22 protein-coding genes and 2 tRNA genes are annotated in these 26,070 nt (G+C 62.3%); 14 read left to right on the top strand and 10 right to left on the bottom strand.

Going from position 1 to position 26,070, the window contains the following annotated elements:
• Nucleotides 1-30: 30 nt before the first annotated feature.
• A complete protein-coding gene (gene glnA / locus ACZYTC_RS10550; RefSeq protein WP_434956126.1) occupies nt 31-1,440 on the bottom strand; it encodes a type I glutamate--ammonia ligase in 1,410 nt (469 codons plus the stop codon).
• Nucleotides 1,441-1,606: 166 nt separating this feature from the next.
• Nucleotides 1,607-1,945 carry a P-II family nitrogen regulator gene (locus ACZYTC_RS10545; protein WP_068296275.1) on the bottom strand — a complete coding sequence of 113 codons (339 nt, stop codon included), beginning with the start codon at nt 1,943-1,945 and terminating at the stop codon, nt 1,607-1,609.
• 286 nt (nt 1,946-2,231) lie between these two features.
• Between ACZYTC_RS10545 and ACZYTC_RS10540 the strand changes: the two genes are divergently transcribed.
• Nucleotides 2,232-3,701, top strand: a complete 1,470-nt coding sequence (locus ACZYTC_RS10540; RefSeq protein WP_488989994.1) for an NAD(P)H-hydrate dehydratase — start codon at nt 2,232-2,234, stop codon at nt 3,699-3,701.
• A gap of 213 nt (nt 3,702-3,914) precedes the next feature.
• Nucleotides 3,915-4,706, top strand: a complete 792-nt coding sequence (locus ACZYTC_RS10535; protein ID WP_488989561.1) for a bestrophin-like domain — start codon at nt 3,915-3,917, stop codon at nt 4,704-4,706.
• A 20-nt stretch (nt 4,707-4,726) separates the two neighbouring features.
• Here the strand turns inward: ACZYTC_RS10535 and ACZYTC_RS10530 are convergent, their stop codons facing one another.
• On the bottom strand, nt 4,727-6,025 hold the full coding sequence (locus ACZYTC_RS10530) for a multicopper oxidase family protein (protein ID WP_488989560.1): 1,299 nt from the start codon (nt 6,023-6,025) through the stop codon (nt 4,727-4,729).
• 222 nt (nt 6,026-6,247) lie between these two features.
• Here ACZYTC_RS10530 and ACZYTC_RS10525 point away from each other — a divergent pair.
• The 6 genes from ACZYTC_RS10525 (at nt 6,248) to ACZYTC_RS10500 (ending at nt 13,432) form a co-directional block, all read left to right on the top strand.
• Nucleotides 6,248-6,332 (top strand) — tRNA-Leu (locus ACZYTC_RS10525).
• Between the two features lie 61 nt (nt 6,333-6,393).
• Entirely contained in the window at nt 6,394-7,812 is a 1,419-nt protein-coding gene (gene tig / locus ACZYTC_RS10520; RefSeq protein ID WP_488989559.1) for a trigger factor, read from the top strand.
• 299 nt (nt 7,813-8,111) lie between these two features.
• Complete coding sequence (locus tag ACZYTC_RS10515) at nt 8,112-8,744, top strand: ATP-dependent Clp protease proteolytic subunit (protein ID WP_434956130.1); 633 nt, start codon at nt 8,112-8,114, stop codon at nt 8,742-8,744.
• A 280-nt stretch (nt 8,745-9,024) separates the two neighbouring features.
• Complete coding sequence (gene clpX / locus ACZYTC_RS10510; RefSeq protein ID WP_434956131.1) at nt 9,025-10,284, top strand: ATP-dependent Clp protease ATP-binding subunit ClpX; 1,260 nt, start codon at nt 9,025-9,027, stop codon at nt 10,282-10,284.
• Between the two features lie 533 nt (nt 10,285-10,817).
• Nucleotides 10,818-13,241 (top strand): endopeptidase La, encoded by a 2,424-nt coding sequence (gene lon / locus ACZYTC_RS10505; RefSeq protein WP_488989558.1) that lies wholly within the window; start codon nt 10,818-10,820, stop codon nt 13,239-13,241.
• Between the two features lie 115 nt (nt 13,242-13,356).
• Nucleotides 13,357-13,432, top strand: a tRNA-Val gene (locus ACZYTC_RS10500).
• A 46-nt stretch (nt 13,433-13,478) separates the two neighbouring features.
• Here the strand turns inward: ACZYTC_RS10500 and ACZYTC_RS10495 are convergent.
• Nucleotides 13,479-13,691 carry a hypothetical protein gene (locus ACZYTC_RS10495; protein ID WP_441772446.1) on the bottom strand — a complete coding sequence of 71 codons (213 nt, stop codon included), beginning with the start codon at nt 13,689-13,691 and terminating at the stop codon, nt 13,479-13,481.
• Between the two features lie 285 nt (nt 13,692-13,976).
• On the opposite strand from ACZYTC_RS10495, the gene ACZYTC_RS10490 reads away from it, so the two are divergent.
• From ACZYTC_RS10490 to ACZYTC_RS10480, 3 genes are all read left to right on the top strand, one after another.
• On the top strand, nt 13,977-14,468 hold the full coding sequence (locus tag ACZYTC_RS10490) for a DUF4189 domain-containing protein (RefSeq protein WP_488989557.1): 492 nt from the start codon (nt 13,977-13,979) through the stop codon (nt 14,466-14,468).
• A 234-nt stretch (nt 14,469-14,702) separates the two neighbouring features.
• Nucleotides 14,703-14,960 (top strand): YjhX family toxin, encoded by a 258-nt coding sequence (locus tag ACZYTC_RS10485; protein ID WP_434956135.1) that lies wholly within the window; start codon nt 14,703-14,705, stop codon nt 14,958-14,960.
• Nucleotides 14,961-15,077: 117 nt separating this feature from the next.
• On the top strand, nt 15,078-15,575 hold the full coding sequence (locus ACZYTC_RS10480; RefSeq protein WP_488989556.1) for a GNAT family N-acetyltransferase: 498 nt from the start codon (nt 15,078-15,080) through the stop codon (nt 15,573-15,575).
• A 39-nt stretch (nt 15,576-15,614) separates the two neighbouring features.
• Here ACZYTC_RS10480 and ACZYTC_RS10475 read toward each other — a convergent pair whose 3' ends face one another.
• From ACZYTC_RS10475 to rfbF, 4 genes are read right to left on the bottom strand one after another with little or no spacing between them, the layout of a single operon-like run.
• The gene (locus tag ACZYTC_RS10475) at nt 15,615-16,145 is read right to left on the bottom strand and encodes a dTDP-4-dehydrorhamnose 3,5-epimerase family protein (protein WP_434956137.1); all 531 of its coding nucleotides are present in this window, start codon (nt 16,143-16,145) and stop codon (nt 15,615-15,617) included.
• The gene (locus ACZYTC_RS10470) at nt 16,142-17,386 is read right to left on the bottom strand and encodes a methyltransferase domain-containing protein (protein WP_488989555.1); all 1,245 of its coding nucleotides are present in this window, start codon (nt 17,384-17,386) and stop codon (nt 16,142-16,144) included. Before ACZYTC_RS10470 ends, ACZYTC_RS10475 begins: the two co-directional genes overlap by 4 nt.
• A 10-nt stretch (nt 17,387-17,396) precedes the next feature.
• Nucleotides 17,397-18,476, bottom strand: coding sequence for a CDP-glucose 4,6-dehydratase (gene rfbG, locus ACZYTC_RS10465; protein WP_488989554.1), 1,080 nt, complete (start codon nt 18,474-18,476; stop codon nt 17,397-17,399).
• A complete protein-coding gene (gene rfbF / locus ACZYTC_RS10460) occupies nt 18,473-19,246 on the bottom strand; it encodes a glucose-1-phosphate cytidylyltransferase (RefSeq protein ID WP_434956140.1) in 774 nt (257 codons plus the stop codon). Before rfbF ends, rfbG begins: the two co-directional genes overlap by 4 nt.
• Before the next feature lie 75 nt (nt 19,247-19,321).
• Between rfbF and ACZYTC_RS10455 the strand changes: the two genes are divergently transcribed.
• The gene (locus ACZYTC_RS10455) at nt 19,322-20,500 is read left to right on the top strand and encodes a glycosyltransferase family 61 protein (RefSeq protein WP_488989553.1); all 1,179 of its coding nucleotides are present in this window, start codon (nt 19,322-19,324) and stop codon (nt 20,498-20,500) included.
• Between the two features lie 80 nt (nt 20,501-20,580).
• Complete coding sequence (locus ACZYTC_RS10450; RefSeq protein ID WP_434956142.1) at nt 20,581-20,943, top strand: DMT family protein; 363 nt, start codon at nt 20,581-20,583, stop codon at nt 20,941-20,943.
• 6 nt (nt 20,944-20,949) lie between these two features.
• Here the strand turns inward: ACZYTC_RS10450 and ACZYTC_RS10445 are convergent, their stop codons facing one another.
• Nucleotides 20,950-22,848 (bottom strand): potassium transporter Kup, encoded by a 1,899-nt coding sequence (locus tag ACZYTC_RS10445; protein ID WP_488989552.1) that lies wholly within the window; start codon nt 22,846-22,848, stop codon nt 20,950-20,952.
• A 141-nt stretch (nt 22,849-22,989) separates the two neighbouring features.
• Here ACZYTC_RS10445 and recJ point away from each other — a divergent pair, with 141 nt between their 5' ends.
• Complete coding sequence (gene recJ, locus ACZYTC_RS10440; protein WP_488989551.1) at nt 22,990-24,795, top strand: single-stranded-DNA-specific exonuclease RecJ; 1,806 nt, start codon at nt 22,990-22,992, stop codon at nt 24,793-24,795.
• 18 nt (nt 24,796-24,813) lie between these two features.
• On the opposite strand, the gene ACZYTC_RS10435 is transcribed toward recJ, so the two are convergent.
• Entirely contained in the window at nt 24,814-25,839 is a 1,026-nt protein-coding gene (locus ACZYTC_RS10435; RefSeq protein WP_488989550.1) for an aldo/keto reductase, read from the bottom strand.
• Between the last annotated feature and the right edge of the window lie 231 nt (nt 25,840-26,070).

Genomic DNA, 26,070 nt, shown 5'->3' with positions numbered 1-26,070 from the left:
CTCGGTTCTCTCTGGATGGTTTTTGAGTTCTTAGACCGAGTAGTACATCTCGAATTCGACCGGATGCGGCGTCATCTCGAAGCGCATCACTTCCTGCATCTTCAGTTCGATGAAGCTGTTGATGAAGTCGTCGGTGAACACGCCGCCCTTCTTGAGGTATTCGCGGTCCTTGTCGAGGGCGGAAAGGGCTTCGCGCAGCGAGCCGCAGACGGTCGGGATCTTCTTGAGCTCCTTGGGCGGCAGATCATAGAGGTCCTTGTCCATCGCCGGGCCCGGATCGATCTTGTTGAGAATGCCGTCCATGCCGGCCATGAACAGGGCGGCGAAGGCGAGATAGGGGTTCGCGGCCGGATCGGGGAAGCGAACCTCGACGCGCTTGGCCTTCGGGTTGGTGGTGTATGGAATGCGGCAGGAGGCCGAGCGGTTGCGGGCCGAATAGGCCAGCAGCACCGGCGCCTCGTAGCCGGGGACCAGGCGCTTGTAGGAATTGGTCGCCGGGTTGGTGAAGGCGTTCAGCGACTTGGCGTGCTTGATGATGCCGCCGATGTAATGGAGGCAGGTCTCGGAGAGGTCGGCATATTTGTTGCCGGCGAACACCGGCTTGCCGTCCTTCCAGATCGACTGGTGCACATGCATGCCCGAGCCATTGTCGCCGAAGACGGGCTTGGGCATGAAGGTCGCCGTCTTGCCATAGGTGTGGGCGACGTTGTGGATGGCGTATTTGTAGATCTGCAGGTGGTCGGCCATCGTCACCAGCGTGCCGAACTTCATGCCGAGCTCATGCTGGGCGGACGCGACCTCGTGGTGATGCTTCTCGACCACGACGCCCATCTGCTGCATGGCAGCCAGCATTTCCGAGCGCATGTCCTGCGCCGAATCGAGCGGGGGAACCGGGAAGTAGCCGCCCTTGGTGTTGATGCGGTGGCCGAGATTGCCGCCCTCATATTCGGTGTCGAAATTCGTCGGCAGTTCGGTCGAGTCGAGCTTGAAGCCGGTGTTGTAGGGATCGGCCTTGAAGCGGACGTCGTCGAACACGAAGAATTCGGCTTCCGGGCCGAAATAGGCGACGTCGCCGATGCCGGTCGACTTCAGATAGGCTTCGGCGCGCTTGGCGATGCCGCGCGGATCGCGGCTGTAGCCTTCGCCCGTGGACGGCTCGACCACGTCGCAGGTGATCGACATCGTCGCTGCGGAGAAGAAGGGATCCATGGTGGCGGTGGTGGGGTCAGGCATCAGGCACATGTCGGATTCATTGATCGCTTTCCAGCCGGCGATCGAGGAACCGTCGAACATCGTGCCTTCCGTGAAGATCTCCTCATCCACCAGGGATACGTCGAAGGTCACGTGCTGCCACTTGCCACGCGGGTCGGTGAAGCGGAAGTCGACATATTTGACGTCGTTGTCCTTGATCGCCTTCAGGACATCCTTGGCGGTCTTCATCGTGTGCAAACCTTTCGTTCGTTTGGGCACAATCTTTTTGAGGCGCGAGCTGGGCTCGCTGATTGCCAGAGCGTTTTGCGATTGGACGGAATCACCTGAAATTGCAAAGACGCGTCGAAACAAAGAGTTAGAGCAAACAAGCGTTCAGTCACGAACGCGCTTTGCTCTAGATGGCGTCGAGGCCGCTCTCGCCGGTACGGATGCGGATGGCTTCTTCGATGTTGAGGACGAAGATCTTGCCATCGCCGATCCGACCCGTCTGGGCGGCCTTGCGGATGGCGTCGATGGCGCGCTCGACACGCTCGTCCGGCACCACAACCTCGATCTTCACCTTCGGAAGAAAATCGACGACATATTCGGCGCCGCGATAGAGTTCGGTGTGGCCTTTCTGCCGCCCGAATCCCTTTGCTTCCGTCACCGTAATGCCCTGCAGGCCGACCTCCTGCAGCGCTTCCTTCACCTCGTCCAACTTGAAGGGCTTGATGATGGCTTCAATTTTCTTCATGGGGTCTCCTCGATTTCAGCACATAGTGCGCAGAAACCTTCTTGCTGGTAGCAGGTCGCATGCCAAACCGCCAACAGGAAAATTTTCTTTTATCTTCAAGGTGTTGAGGCGTTAGGTGCTGAAAAATGGGCAAGCGGTACCGAAAGACTGCACAATTTTTCGGCGGCCTGCCAATAAAATATGCGGCCTAAGAGGGTAATTTTCGGCACACGGCGGCGGCGATCGCATTTTTTCCACCGAATGCGACGAGGTAGCGCATGTCGGTGAAGGTTTGGAGGATGTCTTGATCGAGTTGCTGACCCCGTCCGAAATGGCCGATGCTGATCGCCTCGCCATTGCCGAGGCCATGACCGCCGACCAGTTGCTGGAACGGGCCGGGCGAGCGGTGGCCGACGCTGCGGCAAGGCATCCTTTCAACACACCGATCCTGGTTTTGTGCGGCACGGGCCTGAATGGAGGCGATGGTTTCGTTGCCGCCCGCATCCTGCGCGAAAGAGGCTATCGGGTCAGACTCGGCCTGCTGGGACCTGTGTCGATGCTGGGGGGAGAAGTCGCCTATGCCGCGGAGAAATGGGGACAGCCCGTCGAAGATGCCCTGACATTGTCGCTTCCCAGGGAAGGAATCATCATCGACGCGTTGCTCGGCGCCGGGCTCTCTCGCGACATAGGCGGCCCGCTCGCTACGCTGGTCGAGCGTATCAATGCCTCTGGCCTGCAGGTCATTGCAGTGGACCTGCCGTCCGGCATCGATGGCGCAACCGGCCAGATCCGCGGCGTGGCCGTCAAGGCGCGCGAGACCGTGACCTTCTTCCGGCGCAAGCCTGGGCACCTGCTCCTGCCGGGCAAACTGCATTGCGGCGCCATTCGGGTTGCGGATATCGGCATTGCGGACGACGTGTTGGCAACCATCCGGCCCCGGACGTTCGTCAACAAGCCCGCTTTGTGGCAGCCCTGTTTCCCGCGTCTCGAACCGGCGGGGCATAAATATGCGCGGGGGCACCTCGTCGTCCTGTCCGCCGGCATCGAAGGGACGGGGGCGGCACGCCTGGCGGCCAAGGCTGGATTGCGCGCCGGCGCGGGGCTCGTCACGGTCGCCAGCCCTTCCGAGGCCCTCGGCATCCATGCCGCCTCGCTCGATGCCATCATGGTGCGGCGCTGCGATGGCCCGGAAGGCCTCGCCATCATGCTGGAGGATATCAGGCGCAATGCTTTCGTGGTGGGACCGGCGCTGCCGCCGGACGAGGAGACCCGCGCCAAGGTCGACATGGTGCTTACCTCCTCGCGTTCCGTGCTGATCGATGCCGGGGCACTCTCCGCCTTTGCCGCCGAGCGCATTCACTTCATCGCCACGCTGCGGGCCGCGCTCGGGCCGGTCGTTCTCACGCCGCATGAGGGTGAGTTCGCGCGCGTCTTCGACGACATCGCCGGAAAACATGCGGCCAAGCTCGACCGGGCCCGCGCGGCCGCCGAGGCAACCGGCGCGGTGATCGTGCTGAAGGGGGCCGACACCGTGATTGCGGCGCCCGACGGACGGGCCGCCATCAACGCCAATGCGCCGCCGACCCTGGCGACGGCGGGCTCCGGCGACGTGCTCTCGGGCCTGATCGGCGGGCTGCTCGCCCAATCGATGCCAGCCTTCGAAGCCGCCAGCGCCGGGGTCTGGCTGCATGGGGAAGCGGCCAATCTGTTCGGGCCGGGCCTCACCGCCGACGATCTGCCGGCGATGCTGCCCAAGGCACTCGCCGCCCTGTCGTGAAGGGGTCCGGGTCTGATTGTATCGGAGCGACTGGTTCTTTGCTTGGTGAGGCGCGTGTTCCGGTAAAGCGACCTGCAGCAGGAGATCGCAGGTTCCGATTTCGGTGTGACACCCAGGTCACGCACGCTGAGCGATACTGCCGAGACAAGAAAAACATGGCGGTTCCCGGGCATGGAAGAAATCTACGGACTGAGTTTCCTGGTGCTTTTCAGCTTGAGCGCCATCGGCGGGGTGATCCTGCGGAAACGTCTGCATGAGGAGCATCTCTCTAAGGAGAATATGGAGACGGTGCGGCTGGTGACGGGCCTGCTGGTGTCCTTCGCTGCCCTGATCCTGAGTTTGCAACTCTCCACCTCCCGAGCCAATTTCGATGCGGCCAGCAAGGACCGCTCGACCTATGCGGCGCATTTGGCGAGTCTCGATCAATGCCTGCGCGACCTCTCTCCGCGGATGGAACCGGCGCGGCAACTGCTGCATCGCTACACTGCCGCGGTGATCGCCAGCACCTGGCCCGATGAGCCGGCGCCGCAGGTCAAGACCATGCTCGATACCAAGGACATGCCGCTCAGAGGGGAGGATAAGGTTCTTGCCGGCGTAATGAACCAGATCGGTCTGGCGATCGATTCCTTCGAACCCACGGACAGCGTCAGCAAGAACATCGCCGCGCGATGCCAACTCGACTACCGCGCAGCGCTGACGGGACGCTGGGCTGTCATCGAGGATACGCACGCCCCGTCCGGCGTATTCTTCACTCTGATCATCGCCTTCTGGCTGGCGCTCGTCTTTCTCAGCTTCGGCCTGCAGATCGCGCACCGGCTGTTGAGCAAGGTCGTGCTCGCCATTGGCGTCGTTTGTGTATCGAGCGTCATGTTCGTCATCGTCGACCTGAAGATTCCCTATGGCGGATTCTTCGGCATCTCCAGTGCATCGATGCGCGATGCGCTGGCCGACATGAACCGCGACGAAAGCGTCGGGAGGGGTCGTCAGGAGCCCCCTGCACCATGACCAGACGCGGGTGCCAGAGTTCAGATCACTTCGAACCAGGTCACGAGAGCCTCCTGGGCAGGGCCGCAGGGGCGGCCCTGCAGAAGCCATTTGCCGGAATTGTCCGCCAGGAACACCGTATGGACGGTCTCTCCCGGGCCGATCGCGACCGTGTCGACCCAATAGGGCTGCCACTCATCGTCAAAGGGATGCAGGACGCGCATGGCGTGGCCGTGCACATGCACGACCTGGTCGACGCGCGTCTTGTTCGAGAGTGCCAGATCGACGAGGCTGCCGCGCTTGACCGAGAACAAAGGCCTGTCTGGCAGAACCTGGCCGCCGGCACGGCCGGGCAGGGGCACGGCAACGCGCTTGGCCTTCTGCAGGGCCAAGGCAGCGGGCAGATCGGGACGTGGGAGCGTCAAGGGGGGCAAGGGAGCCGGACGAAGCGGCGCCGCGCCGCTCGCTGCGAGGTGGGCGAGAACGACGACTTCACCGTCATGGTCGAGCGCGATGCCGGCCTCGCTCCCCGCTGCAAGCGTGCCGTCGACCGCAATATCGACACGACCACCGGGCGGCAGATCGATCCGGCCGTGATTGGGAGCAAAGGGCGTGTCGACGGGGTGGCCGTCGATGGCGATGATACTAGCCCCAAAGCCGGCCAGAGCCAGTTTGGCGATGCGCGTCATGGCGACGTTGACGATGCGCAGGCGCAGCCTCTCATTGGGAGCAAGGCTGATCGTTTCGGCCGCTTTCGAATTCACCGTGATGATGGACTTGCCACCGGCGCTGTGCGTTGCCGGCAGGATCTGCCCGTCGGGGCCGATATGCCAGTCGTCGATGACGAGAATCAGATCACGGTCGACCTTGGGAGGTTCGTCTTCATCGACGACGAGAACGCCATAGAGCCCGGCCTCGCATTGGGACAGGGACGGCCCGAAAGCGGGCGGATGGTACCAGAAGGTACCGGCATCCGGCGGCGTGAACGCATAGTCGAAACCGTCACCCGGCTTCACCGCCTGTTGCGTCAGCGCAGGGACGCCGTCCATGGCGTTGGCGAGGCGTATGCCATGCCAGTGGATTGTCGAAGGGGCTTCGAGACGGTTGGCGAAGCGCACGGTCACGGCCTGGTTGCGTTTCACGCGCAGAAGGGGCCCCGGGGTCGAGGCATCGAAACATTGCGTCCGGGTCGGTCTCGCGCCGCCCGGCAAGGCGAGTTCGCCTGCAGCCGCCGTCAAGGTCAATCCCGAGGCCGCCGCCGTGGGGCGGGCGAGAGCAAGACTGGTCAGGCTGACACCGAGCCCGGCAAGGAGCTGGCGCCGATTGAGGCTGCCGGTCATCGGTGGGTCCTTCTGGGCTGGATAAGGGTGGATTCCCGCCTGCCGGGGCGGCCGTTCGGGCTCCGGCAATGGCCTTACGGCTGGACATCGCCGCCGCCTGCGAATCCCGGACTCCAAATATCATGCAGGGGACGGCATTTTTTTGCTGCATCAATTTCATGACATGCTATATGGCGCCACTCGTTTCGCGGAATGCAAGTTCCGCGATAGGGAGCCCTATTTGCGGGCGTGGCGGAACTGGTAGACGCGCTGGATTTAGGTTCCAGTGATGAAAGTCGTGGGGGTTCGAGCCCCTCCGCCCGCACCACGACCGGCCTTGATGGCCTTGAAACAGGGCGGCTACGAACTCACGGATTCGGGACAAGAATATGCAGGTGACCCAAACCCTGGCCGATGGCCTGAAACGGGAATTCAAAGTGGTGGTGCCGGCGGCCGATATCGCCACGCGCACCGACGCCCAGTTGGAAGACATGAAGGGCAAGGTCCGTGTCAACGGCTTTCGTCCGGGCAAGGTGCCGGTGGCGCATCTGCGTCGTCTCTACGGCCGCTCGGTGACTGCCGATGTCGTCAACAATTTCGTTGGCGAAGCCAATCGCAAGATCGTGGATGAGAACCAGATCAAGCTGGCCATGGAACCCAAGCTCGATTTCGGTGCCGACGATGAAGGCGTGACGCAGGTGCTGGACGGCAAGGCCGATCTCGCCTGGACCGTCGCTGTGGAAGTGCTGCCGACCTTCGAGGTCGGCGACATCTCCGGCATCAAGATCGTCAAGCCGGTGGCCGAAGTCGCCGACGAGGAGGTGCAGTCGCGCCTCGAGGATCTGGCGCGCCGCAACGTGACCTATGCCGACAAGAAGGCCAAGTCGAAGGCCGAGACCCACGACCGCGTGATCGTCGATTTCGTCGGCAAGATCGACGGCGTCGAGTTCGAGGGCGGCAAGGGCGAGGACATTTCCGTCGACCTCGGCTCCAACACCTTCATTCCCGGCTTCGAGGATCAGCTGATCGGCGTCACCGCCGGCCAGGAAAAGACCATCGAGGTCAAGTTCCCCACCAACTATGCCTCCGACACGCTGGCCGGCAAGGACGCCACCTTCGACGTCAAGGTCAAGGCGGTGCAGGCTGCGGGCGACCTGGTCGTCGACGACGAACTTGCCAAGTCCGTCGGCCTTGAATCGCTCGACAAGCTCAAGGAAGTGATCAAGAGCTCGATCGAGGGCGAGTACAACAACGTCTCGCGCAGCAAGGTGAAGCGCCAGCTCCTCGATGCGCTGGATGCGAAATATTCCTTCGATCTGCCGCCGACCCTGTTCCAGCAGGAGTTCGACAATGTCTGGCTGCAGGTCGAGCGCGAGATGCAGCAGACCGGCCGCACCTTCGAGCAGGAGAACACCACCGAAGAGGCTGCCAAGGAAGATTATCGCAAGATCGCGGCCCGCCGCGTGCGCCTTGGCCTCGTTCTGGCCGAGATCGGCGAGAGCAACAAGATCCAGGTGACCGAGGAAGAGGCGACCCGCGCCGTGATCGAGCGGGCCCGCCAGTTCCCGGGCCAGGAGCGCCAGATCTGGGAGTTCTATACCAAGAACCCGCAGGCGATTGCCGAGCTGCGTGCCCCGATCTTCGAGGACAAGGTCGTCGACCATATCCTCTCGCTCGCCGACGTCACCGAGGACAAGGTCTCCAAGGAGGAATTGTTCAAGGAAGACGACGAGCAGGCTGCTCCCGCCGCGACAGAGGACAAGCCGGCCAAGGCCAAGAAGGCCAAGGCTGCCAAGTCTGCCGAGTGAGGCTGCGCCGAGCCGTCGTGGTTCGTCGAAACGGATATGCAATGGCCGGGCCTGCCCCGGCCATTGTCGTTCTCGAATGCCCTCGGTTTTCGCAAAAGGCGGAGAGGGGACTTGCAGGACGAGACTTGACGACACATTTGCGACGGGAGGGCCCGTTTCTGCTCAGGCAAGCCACCCTCGACACCCGTCGCGCCTTCATGTCCCAGCGGGGGGCGGGAAGGTTCACTTGACAAACAGGCTCGCGATCCCTGCCCTGACGGGAACATGGACTGCCGAGATTCGCTTGCTGGAGAGATTTGATGCGAGATCCGATCGACTTCTATACCAACAACCTCATACCGACCGTGGTCGAGAGCACCAATCGCGGCGAGCGTGCCTGGGACATCTATTCGCGCCTGATGCGCGAGCGCATCATCTTCCTGACCGGCCCGGTGGAGGACTACATGGCCTCCATCGTGGTGGCCCAGTTGCTGTTCCTCGAGGGAGAGAATCCCAAGAAGGAAATCGCAATGTACATCAACTCGCCGGGCGGGGTGGTGACGGCAGGCCTGTCGATCTACGACACCATGCAGTTCATTCGCTCGCCGGTTTCCACGCTTTGCGTCGGCCAGGCCGCATCGATGGGATCGCTCCTGCTTGCCGCCGGCGAGAAGGATCTGCGCTTCGCCTTGCCCAACGCCCGGATCATGGTGCATCAGCCTTCGGGCGGCTATCAGGGCCAGGCGACCGACATCCTCATCCATGCCGAGGAGACCCGCCGGGTGAAGCAGCGCCTGAACGAGATCTACGTCAAGCACACCGGCCAGGACATCAAGACGATCCAGGACGCTCTCGAGCGTGACAATTTCATGGAAGCCGAGCAGGCGAAAGCTTTCGGTATCGTCGACCATGTCAGCGAGAAGCGCCCCGATGAGGGCGCTGCCAAGGCCTGATATGACGTTGCAGGAGGCGACCTGCACGAGTTTCGCCACAGTTCATTGCGATGGATATCGGTAATGATCTGTTGACGTGAAGGGCGCTAGATTCCAGCATTGAACCTGCTGGATGCAGTGTCATCAAAGATTGCAGGGGCGAACGCCACTTGGCATAACCCTTGCAATACGAAACTTGTCGATGCAGGTACGCCTGCAGGATTGTGTTTACAGCCACGGGGGTTCCCGTGGGATTACGCGGAATGTCCGTTCCGCCGAGAGAGCCCGAAAGGGGGATGCCATGACCAAGGCCGGCAGCGATACCAAGAACACGCTCTACTGCTCGTTCTGCGGCAAGAGCCAGCACGAAGTTCGCAAGCTCATCGCCGGCCCGACAGTGTTCATCTGCGATGAATGTGTCGAGCTGTGCATGGACATTATCCGTGAGGAGAACAAATCCTCATTGGTGAAGTCGCGCGATGGGGTACCGACCCCGCGTGAGATCTGCAAGGTGCTCGACGATTATGTGATCGGTCAGATGCAGGCCAAGCGCGTGCTCTCCGTGGCCGTGCACAATCACTACAAGCGCCTCAACCATGCTACCAAGCACAGCGATGTCGAATTGGCGAAGTCGAACATCCTGATGATCGGGCCGACCGGCTCGGGCAAGACACTGCTTGCCCAGACCATGGCCCGCATCATCGACGTGCCCTTCACCATGGCCGATGCCACCACCCTGACGGAAGCCGGCTATGTCGGCGAGGATGTCGAGAACATCATCCTCAAGCTCCTGCAGGCGGCCGACTACAATGTCGAGCGCGCCCAGCGCGGCATCGTCTATATCGACGAGGTCGATAAGATCAGCCGTAAGTCCGACAACCCCTCGATTACCCGTGACGTTTCGGGCGAGGGCGTGCAGCAGGCCTTGCTGAAGATCATGGAAGGCACGGTGGCCAGCGTTCCGCCCCAGGGTGGACGCAAGCATCCCCAGCAGGAGTTCCTGCAGGTCGATACCACCAATATTCTCTTCATCTGCGGCGGTGCCTTCTCGGGCCTCGAAAAGATCATCTCGAGCCGCGGCAAGGGCACTTCGATCGGCTTCAGTGCTCGCGTGGTGACACCGGAGGACCGGCGGACCGGCGAGATCTTCCGCGAGGTCGAGCCCGAGGATCTCTTGAAATTCGGCTTGATCCCGGAATTCGTCGGGCGTCTGCCTGTCATTGCGACACTGGAAGACCTCGACGAGCCGGCGCTGATCAAGATCCTGACCGAGCCCAAGAACGCGCTGGTGAAGCAGTATCAGCGCCTGTTCGAGATGGAGGGCATCGATCTGACCTTCCAGGAGGAGGCCTTGTCATCGATTGCCAAGAAGGCGATCGAGCGCAAAACCGGTGCGCGCGGCCTGCGATCGATCATGGAGGGCATCCTGCTCGACACCATGTTCGAGCTGCCGGGCCTCGACGGTGTCGAGGAAGTGGTGATCTCCAAGGAGGTCGTTGACGGACAGGCTAAGCCGCTCTTCATCTATTCTGAAAAGCAGGAGGTTTCCTCCACCGGCTGATGCCGGCAGGAACAACGCTTGCACTGCAATGCCGGCCTGTGGGCCGGCATTGTCATGTCGGTGCCTGCCTGCAGTCATGTTGAAATGCATGGCTCGATCTGGTGAAGGTCGACCATTCGCCGCATCGGCCGTTGATTGCGCTGGACGTCGGAGGGGGGTATCGTGGGGCCAGGAGGGACCAGCTCGATTCGAGCTGGTTTCCGTAGAAAATTACGCGATTTAAAGGATTGTCGAAGCTTTTCGGGACGTCATTTCAAGGATAGCTCGTAGCTCCCCGCAATCAATCCAAAGTCGATCGGGCAGAAAATTACAGTGAGGTTCGCAGGTGCGAGAAGGAAAATCGAGACAGCGCAATTTACCGGGATTGGCCGGCTTGACACTGTGCTTGGTGCTCTCCACCTAACCCTTATCGAAGCAACTGTGCCCAGCCGGGGCAGTTGGGAATACCTCCGGGTCGCTCTTCATGTTGGCCAGGAGGATAGCGCCGCTGGCACGGCTATTGCAGCGTGGTACGGCGCAGGAAAGGATATGCAATGACAACGAATAAACAGCGTCCTCCGTTGCCGGCCGGCACCGTCGATACGTTCCCGGTATTGCCGTTGCGCGACATCGTCGTGTTCCCGCATATGATCGTGCCGCTCTTCGTCGGCCGCGAAAAGTCGATTCGGGCGCTGGAAGAAGTCATGCGGACCGATCGCCACATTCTGCTGGCGACGCAGTTGAACGCCGCCGAGGATGATCCGGCGCCGGAGGCAATCTATAAGCTCGGCACGCTGGCTACCGTGCTGCAATTGCTGAAGCTGCCCGACGGCACGGTGAAGGTGCTGGTCGAGGGTGTCGATCGCGCGCGCGTGCTCTCCTACTCCGGGCATGATGATTTCTACCAGGCCGAAGCCGAAGTCCTGGGCGATGGCAGCGGAGAGAAGATCGAAGCCGAGGCGCTCGCCCGTTCCGTGGTCGCCGAATTCGAGAGCTATGTGAAGCTCAACAAGAAAGTGTCGCCGGAAGTCGTGGCCACGGTCACCCAGATCGAGGACTATTCCAAGCTGGCCGATACCATCGCGGCGCATCTTGCGGTGAAGATTGCCGACAAGCAGGAAGTGCTGGAGATCCTGTCGATCTCTGCGCGCCTGGAAAAGGTGCTCGCCCTGATGGAGAGCGAGATTTCCGTTCTGCAGGTCGAGAAGCGCATCCGTACCCGCGTCAAGCGGCAGATGGAGAAGACCCAGCGCGAATACTATCTCAACGAGCAGATGAAGGCGATCCAGAAGGAACTGGGCGACGAGGAAGGCAAGGACGAACTCGGCGAACTCGAGCAGAAGATCAAGGACACCAAGCTCTCCAAGGAGGCCCGCGATAAAGCGCAAGCCGAAATGAAGAAGCTGCGCCAGATGTCGCCGATGTCGGCCGAGGCCACCGTCGTGCGCAACTATCTGGATTGGCTGATTTCCTTGCCCTGGGGCGACAAGTCCCGGATCAAGAAGGATCTGCCGCATGCCCAGGAGATTCTCGATGCCGATCACCATGGCCTGGAGAAGGTCAAGGAGCGCATCATCGAGTATCTGGCGGTGCAGCAGCGTGCCAACAAGTTGACCGGCCCGATCCTGTGCCTCGTCGGTCCGCCGGGTGTCGGCAAGACCTCGCTCGCCCGTTCGATCGCGAAGGCGACCGGCCGCGAATATGTGCGCATGTCGCTCGGCGGCGTCAGGGACGAGGCCGAGATCCGTGGCCATCGGCGCACCTATATCGGCTCGATGCCCGGTAAGGTCGTCCAGTCGATGCGCAAGGCCAAGAAGCAGAATCCGCTCTTCCTGCTCGATGAAATCGACAAGATGGGCCAGGATTTCCGCGGCGATCCGTCTTCGGCTCTGCTGGAGGTGCTGGATCCCGAGCAGAACTCGACGTTCAACGATCATTACCTCGAGGTCGATTATGACCTGTCGAATGTGATGTTCGTGACCACGGCGAACACGCTCAACATCCCGCCGGCGTTGCTGGATCGCATGGAGATCATCCGTCTCGCCGGTTATACGGAAGACGAGAAGGTCGAGATTGCCCGCAAGCATCTCATCCTTTCCTCCGTGCAGAAGCATGGTCTGAAGGCGCGCGAGTTTTCGATCGATGACGAAGCGCTACTCAACCTGGTACGCCGCTACACGCAGGAAGCCGGGGTGCGTAACCTCGAGCGTGAGATCTCGAACCTGACCCGCAAGGCCGTCAAGGACATTCTGATGTCCAAGAAGAAGAGCGTGAAGGTGACCAACACGGTGCTCGAAGAGTATCTCGGTGCGCCGCGCTATCGCTACGGCCAGGCCGAACTCGAGGATCAGGTCGGTGCGGTCACGGGTCTGGCCTGGACAGAGGTCGGCGGCGTGCTTCTGACCATCGAAGCGGTGATGATGCCTGGCAAGGGCAAGATGATCGTGACGGGCAATCTGAAGGACGTCATGCGCGAGTCGATCTCCGCGGCAGCCTCCTATGTGCGTTCGCGTGCCATCGATTACGGCATCGAGCCGCCGCTGTTCGACAAGCGCGACGTGCATGTGCATCTGCCCGAAGGCGCAACGCCCAAGGATGGCCCTTCTGCCGGCATCGCCATGGCAACTGCCATGGTGTCGGTGATGACGGGCATCCCGGTTCGCCGCGATGTCGCCATGACCGGTGAGGTCACTCTGCGCGGCCGCGTGCTGCCGATCGGTGGCCTGAAGGAGAAGCTGCTCGCTGCGCTGCGGGCTGGCATCAAGACCGTGCTGATTCCGGAAGAGAATGCCAAGGATTTGGCAGAACTTCCTGATAATGTGAAAAACGGCCTCGAACTGGTGCCGGTTTCCAGGATGGAAGAGGTTCTGCGCAGGGCGCTGGTGCGCATGCCCGAGCCCATCACCTGGGACGAGGACAAGAACGCGCCGCCGCCGGCCAAAGCCGGCGATGACGCCAACGCCGTCGTCGCCCACTGACACTGAAATGATCTGGGAGTGGCCGTGCCTCACAAAGGCACGGCCACTTTCTTTTGCCTTGCGAAGCGCGCGCAAGCACAATAGACAGAGGCCCTGTGTGGTTCCCCGCGACTGGGGGCGGTTAGCTCAGTTGGTAGAGCATCTCGTTTACACCGAGAGGGTCGGCGGTTCGAGCCCGTCACCGCCCACCAATGATTCAATCGTTTAGCGTTGTCGTCCTGCAAGCGCGATTTGTGTTTAGCCTCGGCCTGCTGCTGCCTTGCGTGTCGCCGGTTGCAGGTCCTGTCTGTGCACTTCGATCGAATCCAGGCTTTTGTCGAACAAGGTTGGATCGCCTTCCAGATAGGTGGCCGCCCAAATCTCGGCCTCGACGAGATCGTCGAAAGTCGGCGCTTCCGGCAGCGGTACGACGTGAGCGCCGCGACGTTTCATGATGACGAACTGGGGCATTCGAGTCTTCCTGAACATTGAATTCATAGATGAAATGCACGCCGAGGCGCGCGGGTTCCATAGCGACGCTCGTTTCACACTCTCGCCTCGATCGACCTCCGTAAATTGCGGCCGGGGGAAATCGGCCCCAACAAGGATGCGAAATCACCGGTTTTGAGGTCGCTATAGTGTCAACGTCCCTTCAGCCGGGATGACCTCTTGTCAAAGCCTGAATTCTATATGCATATCCTTGCGTAAAGCCACCGGATCGGCGGGACGCGACCGGGCTTTCGGCGGGGACAGACAATGCGCAGGGCTTTCTTTATCGGTGTCACGCTGGCCGCGATGAGCTTGCCGGCCGGTGCCGGCGAAAACAGGGACACGACCTACGGGGCTGTGCAACCCGATCCGCAGACCACTGCCGACCGCGCCGTCTGGGGGGCAATCGCCTATTCACCCTCGACAGGCAAGGATGGCATCTTCTGGGGAGCGGCGACACGTGAGGAGGCGCGCGAAACGGCGCTCCGCCATTGTCGCAATGCCATCGGGCAGAAGGACGGTGCGGGAGATGACTGCGCTCTTGCCGTGCTCGTTTACAATGACTGGGATGATCGGCGTATCGGCCGGACTGCCAGCGCCCACAATCGGGCGCCGCATTGCGGGGCGGTTGCCGTTGGTGAGCGCCATCGCTATGCCGCCGCGCGCGGACGCAGCCTGGCCGAGGCGAGGGATGGCGCACTCGCGGCGTGCGCGGACAAGAACGGCGCCTGCAAGGTGCACCAGGATTTGTGTACCTGAGGCTTGTGACCCTCGGCAGGCCCTGATGACTGGGTCGGATTGACACCGGGCCAATGCCGAACTATGCGATGGCCACCTGCTGATTTGAGCGGAAGGTTTTATGTCAGAGCTTGTGGGAAACCGCTGATCGTCTCGATTTGACGAGACATGAGAAAGCATTGCGAGGCGCTGTGGCTGGATCAGCCGAGCGCCCGGGCGATGCTTGTCATGGTTTCTGCGACAGGCTCTACCATCATGAACATTTCACGGGGCGAGCAGCGTGTGCTGCACGTGCTGGCCCAGGGCGGCCATATCCGTCATCACCGCGGCGATAATGGCCGCATCCACCATGTCGACTGCTTCACGCGCGACGGCCATCGTCTGGCCGACTGCACGCTGGAGACATTCTGCAAGCTTCACCGCAAGAGACTGATCGAGTCGCATGCCTCCGGCCCTTACCGCATTTCGCGCAGGGGGCGGGAGAGCGTGCGCGCGCAGGCCGACAATCGCTGAACAAGAGAAAAGTGCGATTTCTTCGAATGGCACTTTTTCTCCAACGCATTGTTTCAACGCGGTTTCTTGATCAACAAGCCCATCGGCTTTTCTGAAAAACGCTTTAGAGGACAAATCATGCAAATCCGACCAGAACGTGCCGACGATATCGGCATCATTCGCGCGGTGACGAAGGCGGCCTTCGAGGGAATGGCGCATAGCAGCCAGACGGAGGCGGCGATCGTCGACGCCTTGCGGGCGGCGGTAGCCCTGACTTTGTCGCTAGTTGCGGAAAAAGCAGGCGAGATCGTCGGCCATGTCGCCTTCTCGCCCGTCACCATCGACGGCGCTTTTCGGCACTGGTACGGGCTGGGGCCAGTATCAGTGCGGCCGGACTGCCAGAGGAGCGGCATCGGGCGAGCCTTGATCGAGGCAGGCCTAGCCGATCTTCGCCGGCTGAGGGCCGAAGGCTGTGTCGTGCTGGGAGATCCGGCCTATTACAGCCGTTTCGGCTTCAAGAACGAGGTGGGGCTTTGCCTACCCGGCCTGCCGCCGGTCTATTTCCAGTGCTTGCCCTTCGGGGCTGACACACCGCATGGAAACGTGGCCTATCATCCTGGTTTCGAGGCGAAATAGCGTGCCGTCAGCCGCGAAAGCCCCGCGGCTGACAGCCTTTCACGTACCGAAGGCCGGCCAGGCCTCATCCGCCGGTGCGATCACCGCCGGCGGGTGAGGCCACTCGATGGAGAAGGCCGCGTCGTCGTAGCGATAGCCTCGGGAATAGCCGGGAACATATTTGCGGCCCATGCCGTACAGGACGTCCGTGCCGGCTTCGAGCGTCAGGAAGCCATGGGCGCAGCCCTCGGGAATATAGAGCTGGTGCAGGTTGTCGGCGCTCAGCTCCGCGCCGATCCATTGCCGGAAAGCTGGACTATCCGGCCTCAAATCGACCACGACATCATGGATCGCGCCCCGTGCCACCTGGACGAGCTTGGCCTCGGCGTGAGGCGGGTCCTGGAAGTGCATGCCGCGCAGCGTGAAGGCCTTGTCGTTGCGCGAGAGATTGGTCTGCACCGGCGCGAAGGTGATGCCGGCCGCGGCGAACTCATCCGGGCAATAGGTCCGGGCGAAGAAGCCGCGATCATCACGCCGCGGCTCCGGCTTGATGAGGAAGCAACCCGGGATCCGCGTTTCGCTGAAGATCACGGTGTGAGCCTGATGCTGGGCACGGCCGTCACGAAGGAACTGCCTGAGGGCATCAAGGGGCGCATCTGCTCCATCACCTCTTCGGCGATGTTCCAGGGCAGGATGACCAGATAATCCGGCGTAATCTCGCTGATCTTGTCGGGCGAGAGGATCGGAATCTGGCTACCGGGTAGCAGGCGGCCCTGCTTGGCCAGGGACCGATCGAAGACCGCCACGATATCGGCAGGGCCGACGCCGCAGAAATTCAGGAAAGTATTGCCCTTGGCGGCAGCGCCATAGGCGGCGATGGTCTTGCCGGCGGCCTTGGCCTCGGCCAGGAAGGCGAGGAAGCTGCGCTTGACCTCGGCGACCTTGGCGGCAAAGCCTTCATAGCCTGCCAGGGTGTCGAGACCGGCGGCGTGCTCCTTGGCGCGCAGGGCATCGAGCCGCGCCGAAGGTTGGTGGCTGGAAGCTGCCGGCGCCGCGAACAGGCGCAGCGAGCCGCCATGGGTCGGCAATTCCTCCACATCGACGGCCTTGAGCCCGACGGCGGCAAAAACCTTTTCAACCGTCACCAGCGAGAGATAGGAAAAGTGCTCGTGATAGATGGTATCGAACTGCACCTTCTCGATCAGATTGAGCACATGCGGGAATTCGAAGGTGACGACGCCTTCGGGCTTGAGCAGGGTGGCGAAGCCGCCGACGAAATCGCGAATGTCGGGGACATGGGCGAGCACATTGTTGGCCGCCATCAGATCGGCGCGCTTGCCCTGGGCGACCAGGCGCCTGGCGGTTTCGACCCCGAAAAAGGCCACCTCGGTGTCGATGCCCTTGGCCCGGGCCGTCTCGGCGACGTTGGCAGCCGGTTCGACACCGAGCACCGGCACGCCCGCGGCCTTGAAGTGCTGCAGGAGGTAGCCGTCATTGGAGGCGATCTCGACAACCAGCGAAGCGCCGTCGAGCTTGAAACGCTCGATCATCGCATCCGCATAGCGCTTGGCATGCGCGACCCAACTGTCCGAATAGGACGAGAAATAGGCATAGTCGGAGAAGATGGCATCGGGCGGCACGGAATCGTCGACCTGAACCAGCAGGCAGCTCGGACATACGCGTGCGTGCAGCGGGAAGCTGCGCTCGGGATTGCTGTCGTCGGGCAGGCGATAGTCATTGGCGAGCGGCATCGAACCGAGGTCGCACAGGGTCGTCGTCAGCGGCGTGGCGCAGAACCGGCAATGGGGAAGCGTTGACTTGGCATCGGTCATGGCGGCGGTCTCAAAGCGTCGAGAAACGGGAGATCTGGTCGAGGGTGAAGGCGTGCATATCCTGGCCGGCGGCCTCGGCCGCATACCATTGCGCGGTCCATTCCAGGCTGGCTGGGCCGGCCAGCCTGTCCTGCCAGCCGAGCAGGTGGCGGGCGCGGTCGGAGTTGACGGTAAGGGCCTTCATCTCGATGGAACCGGGTACCGGCTTGTGCAGCCAGTCCGACTTGCGGTCGAGGGCGTGGAAGACAGCGTCCGCCACTGCCGAGACGGGCAGGGGGCGAGACGGATCGGGGCCGAAATTGAGCGCGCGCGGCGTATCGGCAACGGTGGCGAGCCGCTCGACATAGACGAGATAGCCGTTCACACAGTCCAGCACATGCTGCCAGGGACGTGTCGCTTCCGGATGGCGCAGTTCGAGCGGCCTCCCGCTGCGCACGGCACGTACGATATCGGGAACCAGCCGGTCGGCCGAATGGTCTCCGCCGCCGATGACATTGCCGCCGCGCGCCGTGGCAACCGGCACGCCCGCTTTGTCGAAAAAAGAGCGGGCATAAGCATAGGTGACGATCTCGGCCGCCGCCTTGGACGCAGAATAGGGGTCCTTGCCGCCGAGCTTGTCGTCCTCGCGGAAGGCCGATCCTTCTTCCTGGTTGAGGTAGACCTTGTCCGAGGTCACCGCGAGGATACAGGCGAGGCCGGGGCGAGAGCGCAGGGCGTCGAGAAGATGGACAGTACCCATCACGTTGGACCCGAAGGTCTCGACCGGATCGGCGAGGGAGCGTCGCACCAATGCCTGGGCCGCGAGATGCAGCACGATCTGTGGCTGCGCCACATTCACTGCTTGGCGCACGGCCTCGGCGTCACGCAGGTCGCCCAGAATCGAGCGGACCGCGCTGTCCACGCCGGCTGCGGCGAACAGCGGCTGGTCGGCGGCCGGCGGCAGCGCAAAGCCGGTGACCTCGGCCCCCAGCCGATGCAGCCACAAGGCCATCCAGCTTCCCTTGAAGCCGGTATGGCCAGTCAGGAGCACCTTCTTGCCCCGCCAGAAGCCCGGTGAAGGCAATGCGCCTGCGGCAGCTGCCCCGATCACGGCCAGACCTTCCAGGGCGCCTTGCCTTGTGCCCACAATTGTTCGAGATGGTTCTTGTCGCGCAAGGTGTCCATGGGCTGCCAGAACCCCGAATGCCGATAGGCCATCAATTCGCCGGAGGCGGCCAAGGCTTCGAGCGGTGCGCCTTCCCAGGAGGTCTGGTCCGTCTCGATCAGATCGACCACGCCCGGTTCCAGCACGAAGAAGCCGCCATTGATCAGCGCATTGTCGCCCGGAGGCTTTTCGATGAAACGGGTGACTTTTTCGCCGTCGAGGGACAGGGAGCCATAACGGCCGGGGGGGATCACGCCCGTCAGCGTGGCATGCTTGCCATGCTTCTTGTGGAAGGCGATGAGGGCGCCGATGTCGACATCAGCGACGCCGTCGCCATAGGTGAAACAGAAGGATTCGCCCGGCGTCAGGAAGGGCGCGACCCGCTTCAGCCGGCCGCCCGTCATGCTGGTCTCGCCGGTATCCACCATGGTGACCCGCCAGGGCTCGGCCTTCTGGTTGTGATAGGTGACCTCGTTCTTCTCGGCGTCGATCGTCACATCCGCATTGTGCAGGAAGTAATTGGAGAAATACTCCTTGATCATATAGCCCTTGTAACCCAGGCAGATCACGAAATCATTGATGCCGTAATGGCTGTAGATCTTCATGATATGCCAGAGGATCGGCCGGCCCCCGATCTCGATCATCGGTTTGGGGCGCAGATGCGATTCTTCGGAAATGCGTGTGCCCATGCCGCCGGCGAGAATGATAGCTTTCAAGGTCTGATCCGATAGACAGAGGGTGGTGGCGCGGCTATAGCCGCTTGGCTGTTCAATGGCAATCAAACGGCAGAAATGGCCCGCGTCAAATCCGGATTTCGAAAGCGTTTCAATATCCGCTACTGGCGCTGGCGCATGACGCGGGCGACCATCGGGCGGGTAGGGCTGTTGCGGCGCCATTTTTCCTTCTATCCGCGCGGGGTCGATCCCCAGATTGCCGCAGCCCTGGTCATCGAAGATCGCAAGGCCGAGATGGCAACCTCGTTCACGCCGGAGGAATGCGCCTTTGTGCGGGACCGGTGCTGGCCCTACGACACTTTGGCACGCGAGTGGACGGGAGGCGTCACGGTTCCGGTGCAGGAACTGGCCGTGACAGTGAAGCCCGCCGAGCTGCTCGGCCATGTCAGCCGCATTTTCGCGCCCGGTAAGGGGGGCGTGGTGATACGCGACGTGGAATGGGTCAATTGGAACTTCGCCAAGGCCAAGCGGCTTCGCACCTTGCCCGCTCTGGCCGGGCGTTGCCTTCTGCTGGCCCGCACGGACAACTATTATCATGCCCTGTTTGAAGACCTGGTGCCCGTGGTCGACTATCTCGAGCGTTTTCACCCCAGGCGCCTGCCACTCACCTTGTTGCTGCCGCCCTCGCGCCTGGAGAGCCTGCATCTGGGCTGCGCCTTGCTGGAGCAGGCCTATCCCGGGGTGCGTGTGGTTGCTCTGCCGGACGATGCGAAGGTTGCGGTCGAGGAGGCTCTGTGGCTTTCCTTCGATGCCGGCAACGCCGAATGGAGTTTTGCCGAAGCCGCACCGGTATGGCGGTTGGCCGAGCTCTTCCGGGAGCATTACCGGGTGGAGCCCCGAGGCGCCCAGCGCATCTTCTTTTCGCGAGGGAGCAGCAAGATCCGGCGTCTGCTCAACGAAGACGCGCTCTGGGACATTGCAAAGGAGCACGGCTTCGAGCGCTTCGAGGCCAGGGGCGACAATCATGCCGAGCAGGTCCGCCTGTTCTCCCAGGCCGAAATGGTCATCGGAGTACATGGTGCCGGGCTCGGCAATCTGGCGTTCTGCCGGCCGGGAACGCAGGTCATCGAGCTGTTTCCCGAAAATTTCACCAAGAGTACCTATCTATGGCTCAGCAAGCGCCTCGGTCTCGATTATCACTGGCTCATCGGTGGGCCGGGTGATTATGACCAGGCTTTCACGCTGAACGAGGGCTTGCTGCGCAGCAAGCTCGAGGAACTTTCCGCTCCCTCCTGAGGATCCCATCCTTCGCATCGATCCCCGCCCGCAAATCTGCGCGATCGGGACTGCGTTGCGACCATAACCCTGGAATATCGATGCTGTCCTTCATTCCCGCCTGGCTGCTGCCGATCGTTCTGCTGACCTTTTCCAACGTCTTCATGACCTTTGCCTGGTACGGGCATCTCAAATTCGAGAACCGGCCTCTCTGGCTGGTGGTCATTGTGAGCTGGGGCATTGCCTTCTTCGAATATTGCCTCGCGGTTCCCGCCAATCGCTTTGGCAACCACGTCTATCAACCGGCCGAACTCAAGACGATGCAGGAGGTGATCACTCTGGTGATCTTTGCCCTGTTCTCGGTCTTCTATCTGGGTGAGAAACTCACGATCAACCACGCCATCGGCTTTGCCCTGATCTGCGCCGGCGCCTTCTTCGTCTTCAAGGGGCCGATCGCGTCCTGAGGGCGTTCAGATCTCGATCTCCGTTCCAAACTGCACCACTTGCGGCGCCGGGATGCGGAAATAGGAAGCCGAGCGTTCGGCATTGCGCTGGAGCATGGCGTAGAGGACCTCGCGCCAGAAGGCCATGCCCGCGATCTTTTTGGACGGAATGATGGTCTCACTGCCGATATAGAAGGAGATCTCGGCAAGGTCGAAGCCGGAGATCAGGCCTTGCGAGATGGCCAGCCGCATGCCCTTGAGCACATCCGGTTCCTCCATGAAACCGAAGCGCAGGATGATGCGCTCGAAACCGGGGCGAAGAGAGGTTACCGTCACGCGGTCGACATCCTTGACGCGAGGGGTCTCAGCGCCCTTGACGGTGACCAGCAGCACGCGCTCTGGAATGGCGTGAGTGTGGCGCCAAAAAATGCTCAGCGAGAGCGGCATGCCGACTATGGCCGAACTCAGGAAGGCGGCCGTGCCCGGCAGCCTGACGGGACGCTGGGTTTTCATCGCTGCAAAGAAGGCCGTTTCCTCTACGCGCAGATGCCTGCGGGCCTGTTCGGCCAGGATCTGGCCGCGGCGCCAGGTCAACATCAGCATGGCGACGAAGATGGCCAAGAGCAGCGGGTACCAGCCGCCTTCGAAGAGCTTGACGCCATTGGCGGAGACGAAGATCAGATCGACGATGAAGAAGGCGCCATTGACCAGAATGACGAGGAAGAGATTATAGCCCCAATGCCGGGCCACGAGCGCTGCCAGCAGAGTCGTGATTGCCATCAGCAGCGAGACGGCCACGCCATAGGCGCCTGCGAGAGCCGCGGACGAGCCGAAGCCGAGCACGGCGCCGAGTGTTGCGATGCACAGCAGCCAGTTGACCAGGGGAACGTAGATCTGGCCGAACTCCTGATTGTCGGTTTGCTTGATGGTGAGGCGCGGGAGGAGACCAAGCTGTATGGATTGTCGCGCCAATGAAAACGCTCCCGATATGATGGCCTGGCTGGCGATCACGGTGGCTGCCGTGGCGAAGATGATGACGGGAAAATGGAGCCAGTCCGGCACCAGGTTGTAGAACGGATTGGAAGCGGCGGCGGGATTGCCGAGCAGCAGGGCGCCCTGGCCGAAATAATTGAGAACCAGGGCGGGCAGGGCGATCGTGAACCAGGCGAGGCGGATGGGGTTCCGGCCGAAATGCCCCATATCGGCATACATCGCCTCGCCGCCGGTGACGGCGAGAAAGGCCGCCCCCAGGATGGCGAAGCTGACGGCTGGATTTGCCGTCACCAGGAAATTCAGGGCCACGAACGGATTGAGTGCGGTGATGATGGCGGGATTTCGCACGATGCTGGCCAATCCCAGCAGGCCGATGAGGATGAACCAGGCCAGCATGATCGGGCCGAAGAAACGGCCGATCATGCCGGTGCCGTAGCGTTGGACCATGAACAGAACGAAGAGGATCACCAGGGTCAAGGGCACCACGACATGGGCCAGCGACGGGGCGGCGATCTCCAAGCCCTCGATGGCGCTGAGCACCGAGATGGCCGGCGTGATGGCGCCGTCGCCATAGAGCAGCGCAGCGCCCACCAGCCCGATGATCAAGAGGACGACCTGGCGACGACCCTCGCGCCGGCCACTGCCTTCCAGAATCGCCAGCAGGGCGACGATGCCGCCTTCGCCCTTGTTGTCGGCGCGCAGGATCAGGATAGCGTATTTCAAGGATACGATCAGGATAAGGGCCCAGAAGATCACCGAGACGACGCCCGTGACGATCCAGGCCTGGCCCGCACCGCCATCGCCGCTGGCAGTGATGGCCTGGGCAAAGGCGTAGAGCGGGCTGGTGCCGATGTCCCCGTAGACGACACCAAGCGCCGCCAGGGCCAAGCCTGGTGAAAACCGAGATCCATTAGCGCCCGCCGCAGCCGTCATCACCATCACCCCGTGAGCGTTCCGGAAGTCTGCGATTGATGGCAGATTGTCGCACATGGTCAAGGATACCGAAGGTGTTATGCGGGGTCGTCGAAGCATTTCCGCTGGCTTGGATCATGGCTTCGCCGATATGGTCCGCGCATGCAGTCACCCACTCCCCCTTCTCGTTATTTTCTCGGCGTGCAATCCTCCTTCACCGGCAAGGCCTGGCGGGAAAGGCTGGATGCGCAGGGGCAGATGCAGGCCATGACCTTGGCCCAGCGCTCCGGTCAGCCCGATCTGCTTGCACGCATCCTTGCCGGCAGGGGCGTGACGGCCGAGGAGGTCGACGCTTATCTCGCTCCCACCTTGCGCCACTATATGCCCGATCCCTCCCGTTTGACCGATATGGACAAGGCGGCGGAACGGCTGGCCGATGCAGTGATGGCACGTGAAAGCATTGCTATTTTCGGTGACTATGATGTCGATGGCGCCACCTCCGCGGCGCTGCTTGCGGGGTGGTTGCGCGAGGCCGGCGTGCCGGCGCGAATCCACATCCCCGACCGCATCTATGAAGGCTATGGCCCGAACGAGGAGGCGATTCGCCTGCTGCGGGCCGACGGGGCCAGCCTGCTTGTGACGGTGGATTGCGGTACGACCAGCGTCGACGTTCTCGGCAAGGCCGCGGAACTCGGCTTCGAGACGCTGGTCGTCGACCATCACCAGGCCGGTGAGGCTCTGCCGCCGGCGGTGGCGGTGGTCAATCCCAATCGTCTCGACGATCTCTCCGGGCAAGGGCATCTATGTGCCTGCGGCGTTACCTTCATGCTGCTCGTCGCCGCCAGCCGGAGCCTACGCAAGCGCGGCTGGTGGCGGGATCGGCCAGAGCCGGATCTGATGGCGCGTCTCGACCTGGTCGCTTTGGGAACGGTGGCCGACGTGGTGCCGCTCAAGGGCCTCAATCGAGCCTTTGTGGCCCGGGGTCTCGCCGTCATGCGCCAGCGCCAGCGCGCCGGCTTGCGCGCGTTGATGGACATGGCTCGCCTGGACGGGCCGCCGAGGCCCTATCACCTCGGATTCCTGCTCGGGCCGCGCATCAATGCGGGTGGGCGCATCGGCGATGCCGCGCTGGGTGCAAGGCTGTTGATGAGCGAGGATGGCGAGGAGGCGGCTTCGATCGCCGCGACATTGGACCGTCTCAACCGGGAGCGCCAGACGGTCGAAGCCATCATGCTGGAGGAAGCGCTGGCGGAGGCTGTCGCCGCCCTCGGCCTCGAGGAGACGGGCGCGACTGTGGTGACGGCCTCGCGAAATTGGCACCCTGGTGTCGTGGGTTTGGTTGCTGCCCGTCTGAAGGAGCGTTTCGGCCGGCCTGCCTTTGCGATCGCCTTCAACAAGGATGGGGTCGGCACCGGATCCGGACGTTCCATCGGCGGCGTGGATCTGGGCAAAGCCGTAAGGCAGGCAGTGGAAACCGGCCTCATCGTCAAGGGCGGCGGCCACGCCATGGCCGCGGGCATCACTTTGGGCCAGGACCAGCTCGGCGCCTTCCGGGCCTATCTGGAGGCTGAGCTTGCTGTGGCCGTCGAGGCGGCCCGGGCAGATGCTGCCCTGGAGATCGACGGCGCGCTCGCCGCCGGCGGAGCAACCACCGGCCTGATCGAGATGCTCGAAAAAGCCGGTCCGTTCGGCCAGGGCAATCCGGAACCCCTGCTGGCGCTGCCAGGCCACCAGCTTGCCTTCGTCGACACGGTCGGCGAAGCGCATTTGCGTCTGCGCCTCAAGGCGCATGACGGCGCTATGCTCGACGCCATCGCCTTCCGGTCTGTCGGGCAGCCCTTGGGCGATGGCCTTGTCAGCCATCGCGGCAAGGCCGTGCATGTCGCCGGTACCTTGAGCGTCGATCGCTATGGCGGGCGTGAGCGCGTGCAATTGCGGGTGATCGACGCGGCTCCCGCCAATGGCTGAACGCGCATACCGGAACGACTAGACCGGCGGTGGGTTGCGCTCGGCGAAGCCGCGCTGGTGCCAATAGGGATAGGGCAGGGTGACGGTGCTGGCCTCATCCAGCCTTGCGATCTGCTCCGATGTGAGCGACCAGCCGATAGCCCCGAGATTCTCGCGCAATTGCGCCTCGTCGCGCGCGCCGATGATCACATTGGCTACCGTCGGCCGCTGCAGCAACCAATTAAGAGCAATCTGGGGCACGCTCTTGCCGGTTTCGGCGGCAATCGCTTCGATAGCATCGACGACGCGGTAGAGCAGATCATCGCTCACCGGGGGCCCCTCGGCGGCCGTCTTGTGCAGGCGGCTCGTGGCCGGCAAGGCCGCGCCGCGGCGCAGCTTCCCGGTCAGGCGGCCCCAGCCGAGCGGGCTCCACACCACGGCGCCGACTTTCTGGTCGAGGCCGAGCGGCATCAATTCCCATTCATAGTCGCGGCCGACCAGCGAATAATAGGCCTGGTGGGCGACATAGCGCGGCAGCCCATAACGGTCCGAAACCGCCAGTGACTTTGCCAGATGCCAGCCGGAGAAATTGGAGACGCCGATATAGCGGATCTTGCCGGCCCGGACCAGGTCGTCGAAAGTCTGCAGCACCTCTTCCACCGGTGTCTGGGCGTCGAAACCATGCAGTTGGAAGAGATCGATATAGTCGGTGCCAAGGCGCTTCAGCGCCTTGTCGACGGCATCGGTGAGATGGAAACGGGAGGAGCCGACATCGTTCGGCCCCTCGCCGGAGCGAAAGGTCGCCTTGGTCGAGATGATCACCTGATCGCGTCGCCCGGCGACGGCTTTGCCGAGAATCTCCTCGGCGAGACCGGAAGAATAGACATCGGCACTGTCGAACATGGTCAGGCCGGCATCGATGCAGATGTCGAGCAGGCGCCGTGCGCCTTCCGCATCGGTCGAGCCCCAGGCCTTGAAGAAATCACCGCCACCACCGAACGTGCCTGTGCCCAGGCTGAGGACCGGCACCTTGAAGCCCGAGCCGCCTAATTGACGATATTCCATGGATATTCCTCGTTGCTGAAGCGTTTTGAAATTTGATGAATGACTTCAAATGGCAAAGAGACGCCGACGCGATCGCACGATATCCCATCCAAGGCGAACGCGATTTGTCAGAGGATATTCCGGTTGTGATTTGACGACAATCTGAATCGGGGCGAGAGCGGTTACCTCGCGAAAATAGCGCAATCCGATCCGTCCTCAGGTCAACGGGCTCGCGTGGCGGCTGTAGCCTGC

It is taken from the genome of Labrys sp. F242, assembly GCF_057813875.1.
The sequence above is the reverse complement of the archived record's forward strand: the minus strand, read 5'-3'. Positions and strand labels throughout refer to the sequence as shown.

Excerpts from the sequence above, each read along its gene's own strand:
- glnA (WP_434956126.1), bottom strand. The coding sequence starts at position 1,440 with ATGAAGACCGCCAAGGATGTCCTGAAGGCGATCAAGGACAACGACGTC.
- ACZYTC_RS10545 (WP_068296275.1), bottom strand. The coding sequence starts at position 1,945 with ATGAAGAAAATTGAAGCCATCATCAAGCCCTTCAAGTTGGACGAGGTG.
- ACZYTC_RS10530 (WP_488989560.1), bottom strand. The coding sequence starts at position 6,025 with ATGACCGGCAGCCTCAATCGGCGCCAGCTCCTTGCCGGGCTCGGTGTC.
- tig (WP_488989559.1), top strand. The coding sequence starts at position 6,394 with ATGCAGGTGACCCAAACCCTGGCCGATGGCCTGAAACGGGAATTCAAA.
- ACZYTC_RS10515 (WP_434956130.1), top strand. The coding sequence starts at position 8,112 with ATGCGAGATCCGATCGACTTCTATACCAACAACCTCATACCGACCGTG.
- clpX (WP_434956131.1), top strand. The coding sequence starts at position 9,025 with ATGACCAAGGCCGGCAGCGATACCAAGAACACGCTCTACTGCTCGTTC.
- lon (WP_488989558.1), top strand. The coding sequence starts at position 10,818 with ATGACAACGAATAAACAGCGTCCTCCGTTGCCGGCCGGCACCGTCGAT.
- ACZYTC_RS10495 (WP_441772446.1), bottom strand. The coding sequence starts at position 13,691 with ATGCCCCAGTTCGTCATCATGAAACGTCGCGGCGCTCACGTCGTACCG.
- ACZYTC_RS10490 (WP_488989557.1), top strand. The coding sequence starts at position 13,977 with ATGCGCAGGGCTTTCTTTATCGGTGTCACGCTGGCCGCGATGAGCTTG.
- ACZYTC_RS10485 (WP_434956135.1), top strand. The coding sequence starts at position 14,703 with ATGAACATTTCACGGGGCGAGCAGCGTGTGCTGCACGTGCTGGCCCAG.
- ACZYTC_RS10480 (WP_488989556.1), top strand. The coding sequence starts at position 15,078 with ATGCAAATCCGACCAGAACGTGCCGACGATATCGGCATCATTCGCGCG.
- ACZYTC_RS10470 (WP_488989555.1), bottom strand. The coding sequence starts at position 17,386 with ATGACCGATGCCAAGTCAACGCTTCCCCATTGCCGGTTCTGCGCCACG.
- ACZYTC_RS10455 (WP_488989553.1), top strand. The coding sequence starts at position 19,322 with ATGGCCCGCGTCAAATCCGGATTTCGAAAGCGTTTCAATATCCGCTAC.
- ACZYTC_RS10450 (WP_434956142.1), top strand. The coding sequence starts at position 20,581 with ATGCTGTCCTTCATTCCCGCCTGGCTGCTGCCGATCGTTCTGCTGACC.
- ACZYTC_RS10445 (WP_488989552.1), bottom strand. The coding sequence starts at position 22,848 with ATGACGGCTGCGGCGGGCGCTAATGGATCTCGGTTTTCACCAGGCTTG.
- recJ (WP_488989551.1), top strand. The coding sequence starts at position 22,990 with ATGCAGTCACCCACTCCCCCTTCTCGTTATTTTCTCGGCGTGCAATCC.
- ACZYTC_RS10435 (WP_488989550.1), bottom strand. The coding sequence starts at position 25,839 with ATGGAATATCGTCAATTAGGCGGCTCGGGCTTCAAGGTGCCGGTCCTC.